At 60.6% G+C, this 4,589-nt stretch carries 8 protein-coding genes; all 8 read right to left on the reverse strand.

Annotated elements, in window-relative coordinates; genetic code table 11:
• Positions 1 to 69: 69 nt before the first annotated feature.
• Positions 70 to 504, reverse strand: a complete 435-nt coding sequence (locus GGR43_RS22890; protein ID WP_188074030.1) for a hypothetical protein — start codon at positions 502 to 504, stop codon at positions 70 to 72.
• Positions 491 to 682 (reverse strand): hypothetical protein, encoded by a 192-nt coding sequence (locus GGR43_RS22895; protein ID WP_188074031.1) that lies wholly within the window; start codon positions 680 to 682, stop codon positions 491 to 493. Before GGR43_RS22895 ends, GGR43_RS22890 begins: the two co-directional genes overlap by 14 nt.
• Positions 683 to 1,061: 379 nt before the next feature.
• Positions 1,062 to 1,529 carry a hypothetical protein gene (locus tag GGR43_RS22900; protein WP_188074032.1) on the reverse strand — a complete coding sequence of 156 codons (468 nt, stop codon included), beginning with the start codon at positions 1,527 to 1,529 and terminating at the stop codon, positions 1,062 to 1,064.
• Positions 1,529 to 2,434 (reverse strand): recombinase RecT, encoded by a 906-nt coding sequence (locus GGR43_RS22905; RefSeq protein ID WP_188074033.1) that lies wholly within the window; start codon positions 2,432 to 2,434, stop codon positions 1,529 to 1,531. Before GGR43_RS22905 ends, GGR43_RS22900 begins: the two co-directional genes overlap by 1 nt.
• A complete protein-coding gene (locus tag GGR43_RS22910; protein WP_188074034.1) occupies positions 2,434 to 3,354 on the reverse strand; it encodes a YqaJ viral recombinase family nuclease in 921 nt (306 codons plus the stop codon). The genes GGR43_RS22905 and GGR43_RS22910 overlap by 1 nt, the downstream gene beginning before the upstream one ends.
• A gap of 207 nt (positions 3,355 to 3,561) precedes the next feature.
• A complete protein-coding gene (locus GGR43_RS23835; RefSeq protein ID WP_281392573.1) occupies positions 3,562 to 3,693 on the reverse strand; it encodes a hypothetical protein in 132 nt (43 codons plus the stop codon).
• A 62-nt stretch (positions 3,694 to 3,755) separates the two neighbouring features.
• Positions 3,756 to 4,124 (reverse strand): hypothetical protein, encoded by a 369-nt coding sequence (locus GGR43_RS22915; RefSeq protein WP_223177584.1) that lies wholly within the window; start codon positions 4,122 to 4,124, stop codon positions 3,756 to 3,758.
• A partial coding sequence (locus tag GGR43_RS22920) for a DUF6745 domain-containing protein (RefSeq protein ID WP_223177585.1) occupies positions 4,121 to 4,589 on the reverse strand: 469 nt, incomplete at its 5' end. The genes GGR43_RS22915 and GGR43_RS22920, both read right to left, overlap by 4 nt.

Below are 4,589 nucleotides of genomic sequence, written 5' to 3' on the forward strand. Positions count from 1 at the left end.
GCGGAAGCCATGGCGGCTAGAATTTTCTGAATGCGGTCAACCGTCTCGGATACGCTCTTAACGATCATCTCACCCCTCCTCGCTCGCGGGTGGGGAGGGCTGGGGCGCGGAGGCGAGGAAGGCCCGCGCCTTCTCTTTCTCATCGCCATGTTTGATATCAAGCAAAGCCGCGATTATTTCGTTCGCCTCATCCAGCTTGGCCCGAAGATGGTCGCGTTCGGCCTTGATGTCGCTCAATTCTTCGAGCGCTTCACAGATGGACGGATAGCCGAGCCTTTCAGCAACGCCCTGCCAATAAGCGTCCTCATTCTTGAGATGTTCGATATATGCGTCCTTATCACGGCAGGCGGCTTCGATGGAGGCGATGCGAAAGTCTCGCGCCGCCTCCTGTGCAGCAGCATATTCATCACTCCGATTGAACTCATAAAAACTCGCCATATGGCTGCCGATGGTATCGACCGCATCGCGATCAGCCTGCGTCACCTCATTGTCAGCGTCGTGCATGGTCGATCCTTTCGTGGCGCAGGCGCTCGGCTTCGTCGCACGTCTCTGCGGTAAACAGCGGCTCTCCCAGCTTGATCCGGGTCGTGCCGTCGATGGTGTAGGTTCCGGTCTCGTCGATCTCGACGGCGGGGGCGTGGATGGAGTGGACGGCGAACATCACTGCCTCCAAAACTGCCACCAGCGGCGGCTTTGCATCGGTAGTATCGGCCCGCGTTTCGCAGCCTGCTGCGCCACGGTAGGGCGGCCGGGTGTCCAGTTATCCGGGCCGCGTCGGTGGATCGTGGTCATATCTCGCCCCCCAGCTTTTCGAGCATCGCAGCCGTCTGCGCTTTCGGGACGAGGCGACCGGTCGCAGGGTCGCGGAGTTGGCCGTGGGCCTGCCAGTACCTCAGTTTGGAATGGAGAGCCTTATTCTCGCGCCTTATGGCTGAGAAGCCTTCTTTTAAGCATTCAACCTGCCCAACAGCCGCCTCATACTTCTTCCGGCTCACAAATCCGAACATCTGAAATTTAGGGCGGCGCTTATTGGGCAACCGCCCTTCCCTTCGTTGGAAAACTCACCAATCAGCGGAAACGCCCGCCATCGTGTAACCCGGTGCCGCGACCGGCTTCGACCATGCGCGCTCCAGCTTCGCGCCAGCCTGCACGGCTGCAAGCTGCTGCTCGAATGTCCTGCGTACTTTCGGGCGTGGCTTGGCCGGGCCGGGAAGCACGATGTCTGCCCTCGGCGCGAAGGTACCGAGAATGATCCCGGCCCTGTGCCTTATGGCCGATATGCTGCGGCGGGTGAGGACACGCGCGCAGAACTCGCTGCCCTCACTGCGATAGAACTGGCGCAGCACCTCGTCCTCTTCGGCAGTCCATGGGCTGAATGGAGACGATGCTGCCGTCAGGTTTAGATACGCAGCCTTCCCGGTTATCGCCTTGCTGCTCCGATGCGGAAGGGCCTCTCTTGCAGCGGGAAGGCCCCCATCCCTGTATGCTGCGGTAAGGATATCCACCTCTACTGGCGTCCACGCGGCCATCAGTAATCCTCCGCCATCGCGTTGGTTTCCGCACGGGCGCGCTCGGCCATCTCGTCGGCATCGAGGCCGTTGAACAGCTCTCCGCGCTGCTCGTCGGCGGGGCCTTCGATGGCGGGCGTTTCCTGCTCAATCTGATGCTCGAGGGCGTCAAGGCGGCCCATCGGCCGCGCCTCGATCTGTTCAGGCAAAGGATCGGCGGTCATCGCGAGAGCGGATGCCTTCACCAGCATCGTCTCGTCCTTCTGAAACTCAGCTTCGATATCCGTGCTGGAAGGCAGACGCTTGGCGAAGCGGCGCATGACGGTCTTGCGCGCCATTTCCGACCACCACTGAACCCAAGGCCCATTTCCGCTTGCCCGCGACACCTTGCGGACCTGTTCGATTTGATCGACATTCATGATTTCGGGCGGCACCACCTCACCAGTTTTCAACGTGGCGATGGCATAAGCCCCAATCGGATTACCACGGTCAGCAAACCAATCAGGCTCAAAGATCGGAACCGCGTCGATGCCGGGCCGGTATGTGAATTTGTCCTTCTCATAGACGACATGACAATCCACGGTCGCTACCTCGCCAGACTGGCGAATTTTCTTGAGGACGCCTGCAATCATCGGCATCCATTGCACCTGCGCTCCGTTCTTCCCGCGAAAGATGACCAGAGCGCCTTCGCGCCCGTCTGGCAGCAGACCATCCTGCGCAGCCTTCGTGACCGCTCCAAAGAGTGAACGGCGATCTGCATTCAGCAAGTCGGGATTCGACTGAATTGCGGTCATCGTGACGCGCTGGAATTTGTCCACGCTGATGTGCGCAGGTAGCGCCATCTTGAACTGGTCGCTCATGGCGACAAGGTTCTGTCGCAGGACCGTCACCGGATCGGCGCGATGCTCTTGAAGCTGGGTTGCCATCAGTTCTTTTCCTTCACGTCAAAGCGGCGCCAGCCCTTGCGAGCGCCGATATAGGTTCCAACCATTTCCTGAGTGACCAGCGTGCCGGACGATCCTTTCGTCTGGTTCGCGCTGATCTTGAAACCGTCGAGCAGCGCCGCGCCGTTCGCCCCGATCTTGAGCATCAGTTCGCACTTGGCGACTTCAGCGCGCAGCTCAGCGGCCTTCGCGGCGGCCTTGGCGTCCAGATAATCCTGCGCCAGATCGGCCGCGTGAATGTCGCCGCGCAGATCGGCTAATCCATCATTAGGTGCGCCGATCGCATCGATCAGCGTGGCGCAGTCGCGCTCAGGGTTGGCTGGCGGTACTTCGCCATCGCGCACCGACTGCCAGAACCGCTCAACGCGGGCCTCGATGTCCGCGAAGATGACCGGGCGGAATTCATACTCGAACCGGCGCAGCTCATTGCCGCCGACCAGAACGATCACATCGCCCCAATCGACGCCCGCCAGCCCCATATAGGTCTGGATCTGGAGCAGGTAATTCAGCGGCGGTTCGTCGCCCCACCCTTTCGCGACCAGCCAGTCGGCGGTCTTGACCTCAAGGATGCCCCGCCCGCGTCGCGGACACATGACGACCTGATCGGGGTGGCCGCCAAGTCCCTTTCCATTGTCGAGGCGAACCGGCGTCTCCGCGACCGTGTAGCCATATTCCTCGCAAGCCGCCTGAATGATGATCGGCTCAAGGCGGAGCCCCCATTTCGTGCGCTCATTGTGCGCAAAGTCCGGGGTCGCGACCGTGCCGTTTTTCCGGTGCCAGAGTTCAAATTCTGTGAGCCAAGGGTTAGCCCCGAACAGCGCTGACACTTCGGAGCCACCGACGACAGACGCGCGGAAGGCATCGTCACCGTCACCGGTTAAATTGGGCTGATGGATCGTCATCGTGTATATCTCCGATCATTTTTCCGCCGCACGATGATCTCCAGGCTCCGCAGCCGGTTCACGCAGACATGGCGGTCAAAGCCGGTGGCCTGCATCTCGCGCAGGATGGCGGATTCAGGCGGGGTCATAGCGACCTCGCGAAAACAATGAGGGTCGCGGCCACGCAGGCGCAAATACCAACGGCGGCGAATGCTTCGGGCCAGCCCATCACCCTTCTCCCAGCGCCAGAAACAGCGCGATAAAGCCTATGAAAATCGGTGCGGATGCCACCGCTGCCAGCGCCTGACCAAGCGTCAGGTCGAAGTCGGGGCGGTGGAAAACTACTACTCGGAAGGTCATCCCAATCTCCTGCGGAACTGATTTCATCCTCGCGGCGGATCGAAACCCGCCGTCCGGTCAAATCAGTCCGCAACGCGGCGAACCTGCTCCGCAAAAGGATCAAATTCGCGCGCGATCCTCATTTCGTAGAGGCCGGGTTCCAGATCGTGTGAGCCGTGAGCATCGGAGGCGTCCTGAATGAGCCGGGTCGGCTCATCGAGCAGCGCATAGAGGATGCGCATGCCCTCTGGTGCGTCGAGCTTTTCCAGCACCTCGACCGGGCGATCAAGGACATGGTGATTGCCGCTCTCGCTATGGCTGATGATCGGGCGCCCCTGCTTGTCGATTTCGATGTGCTTCACCAGCCCGACAGGCATTTCCCCGGTGATGCGGAAAACGGTAATTTCACCCTGAGCGCAAACAACTTCTCGTTTCATATTCAATCCTTTCACGTGCGGACTTGGGGGTAGGAAAATTCGGAAGGCAGAAGGCCGACACGCCATGCCTGCGCTTCCAGAACGGTCTTGATATTGCCGGGGACACCTTCCACGATCGTTCCGTTTCGCGGGCATTCCGCCTTCAGAAACCGGCCCGGCTGGTCGAGGCCTGGAAGCTGAAGCTCGATCAGGTCGCCGTGAGACGGGTCCGGGTCGTGATCGATGACCTTGCTGCCGAGAACCGAGAGCATCCGGGGCCATCCGATACATGCCGCGCCCGCCGCGCGCTGCTCGACATTTTGGCAACGCAAGATTTCTGCGGGGTCGATCGTCGCCCGATGTTCGACCCATTCAGCAGGCAGTCGCGTGCCATGCCATGAATAGAGAGCATATCCATCGCTATACTGGACGGCGGGGCCATCTTCGTTATGCAGGCGCCGCCCGTCATCCCAGCGCACAACAACAGGTCGCTCAGAGGCA

The organism is Sphingobium jiangsuense, from assembly GCF_014196495.1.
Taxonomy (GTDB): Bacteria; Pseudomonadota; Alphaproteobacteria; order Sphingomonadales; family Sphingomonadaceae; genus Sphingobium; species Sphingobium jiangsuense.

Excerpts from the sequence above, each read along its gene's own strand:
- GGR43_RS22905 (WP_188074033.1), bottom strand. The coding sequence starts at position 2,434 with ATGGCAACCCAGCTTCAAGAGCATCGCGCCGATCCGGTGACGGTCCTG.
- GGR43_RS22890 (WP_188074030.1), bottom strand. The coding sequence starts at position 504 with ATGCACGACGCTGACAATGAGGTGACGCAGGCTGATCGCGATGCGGTC.
- GGR43_RS22910 (WP_188074034.1), bottom strand. The coding sequence starts at position 3,354 with ATGACGATCCATCAGCCCAATTTAACCGGTGACGGTGACGATGCCTTC.
- GGR43_RS22900 (WP_188074032.1), bottom strand. The coding sequence starts at position 1,529 with ATGGCCGCGTGGACGCCAGTAGAGGTGGATATCCTTACCGCAGCATAC.
- GGR43_RS23835 (WP_281392573.1), bottom strand. The coding sequence starts at position 3,693 with ATGACCTTCCGAGTAGTAGTTTTCCACCGCCCCGACTTCGACCTGACG.